This window comes from Pseudomonas sp. BCRC 81390 (assembly GCF_030341915.1).
Taxonomy (GTDB): Bacteria; Pseudomonadota; Gammaproteobacteria; order Pseudomonadales; family Pseudomonadaceae; genus Aquipseudomonas.
Genome location: NZ_JATAAG010000013.1, coordinates 422,084 through 423,573, shown reverse-complemented (window position 1 = coordinate 423,573; position 1,490 = coordinate 422,084). Strand labels below are relative to the sequence as shown.

1 protein-coding gene and 2 rRNA genes are annotated in these 1,490 nt (G+C 58.4%); all 3 read left to right on the top strand.

Annotation, left to right across the window (positions count from 1 at the left end; genetic code table 11):
- Positions 1 to 78, top strand: a 23S ribosomal RNA gene (locus QSV36_RS08520); the annotation flags it as partial.
- Positions 79 to 212: 134 nt separating this feature from the next.
- Positions 213 to 328: ribosomal RNA gene (rrf, locus tag QSV36_RS08515) — 5S ribosomal RNA — on the top strand.
- A 325-nt stretch (positions 329 to 653) separates the two neighbouring features.
- Positions 654 to 1,490: thiamine pyrophosphate-binding protein (locus QSV36_RS08510; protein ID WP_289131177.1), on the top strand; the 837-nt coding region annotated here is incomplete at its 3' end.

Sequence of the window (1,490 nt, the reverse complement as noted above, 5' to 3'; positions counted from 1 at the left end):
CGACGTTGATAGGTTGGGTGTGTAAGCGCTGTGAGGCGTTGAGCTAACCAATACTAATTGCCCGTGAGGCTTGACCATATAACACCCAAGCAATTTGCTGACGCAGATTGCGGTAGTGAAGATGATACGAACCGAAAGTTCGCAACGAACCACGAACATCACATATCCGGATTGGCTGGAGTGTCTAACAAGACGTTCTGGCAACAGAATTTCTTGACGACCATAGAGCATTGGAACCACCTGATCCCATCCCGAACTCAGCAGTGAAACGATGCATCGCCGATGGTAGTGTGGGGCTTCCCCATGTGAGAGTAGGTCATCGTCAAGATTCATTTCGCAAAACCCCTATCTGCGCAGGCAGGTAGGGGTTTTGTCTTTGCGCCGCCCAGGCAACCGCGATCCCTGCAACCCCCATCTCCCTGGCCAACCGCGTCGCCTGTTTCGCGGCTAAAGCCGCGCTTACACCGATCGCGATGCAAGGCCGCGCTTACAGCGCTGGACAACATTCCGCCAAATCAGCGTGACTTTTCCGTACCGACCTTTCGTCAAGACTTTGATTCGGGGCACTTCTGGCCCTGAGCCAAGCGATGCCAGCGTACCGTGCTGCGCATTTCCGGACTTCCACCGTCCCATCACTTGAGGTAGCAAGCAAGATGGCCAAGGCCGCCGATGTCGTTGTGCAATGCCTGGAAAACGAAGGTGTCGAGTATGTATTCGGTATTCCCGGTGAGGAAAACCTCGACCTGCTGGAGTCCCTGCGCAAGTCGAAGATCAAACTGGTACTGACCCGTCACGAGCAGTCCGCAGGTTTCATGGCTGCCACCTACGGTCGTCTGACCGGCAAGACCGGCGTAAGCCTGTCCACCCTCGGCCCCGGCGCGACCAACCTGGTTACCGCCAGCGCCTACGCCTACCTGGGTGGCATGCCGATGATGATGATCACCGGCCAGAAGCCGATCAAGAAGTCCAAGCAAGGCCGTTTCCAGATCATCGACGTGTGCGGCATGATGGACCCCATCACCAAGTACACCCACCAGTTCGCCTCGGCCGACAACATCCCGGCGCGCATGCGCGAAGCCTTCCGCCTGGCTGAAGAAGAAAAGCCCGGTGCCGTGCACCTGGAACTGCCGGAAGACATCGCCGCCGAGCAGACCGACAGCCTGCCGATTCCGCCAAGCCTGCACCGCCGACCGCTGGCCGAACACAAGGCCATCGAAGCGGCAGTGGAAAAACTGCAGAATGCGCGCAATCCGATCCTGGTGATCGGAGCCGGCGCCAACCGCAAGATGACCGCCAAGGTCCTCAAGCAACTGATCGACAAGACCGGTATTCCGTTCATCACCACGCAGATGGGTAAAGGTGTAGTCGACGAGCGCCACCCGCGCTTCCTCGGCAACGCTGCGCTGTCCTCGGGCGACTTCGTCCACCGTGCGATCGAAGCAGCCGACCTGATCGTCAACATCGGCCACGACGTGATCGAGAAGCCGCCA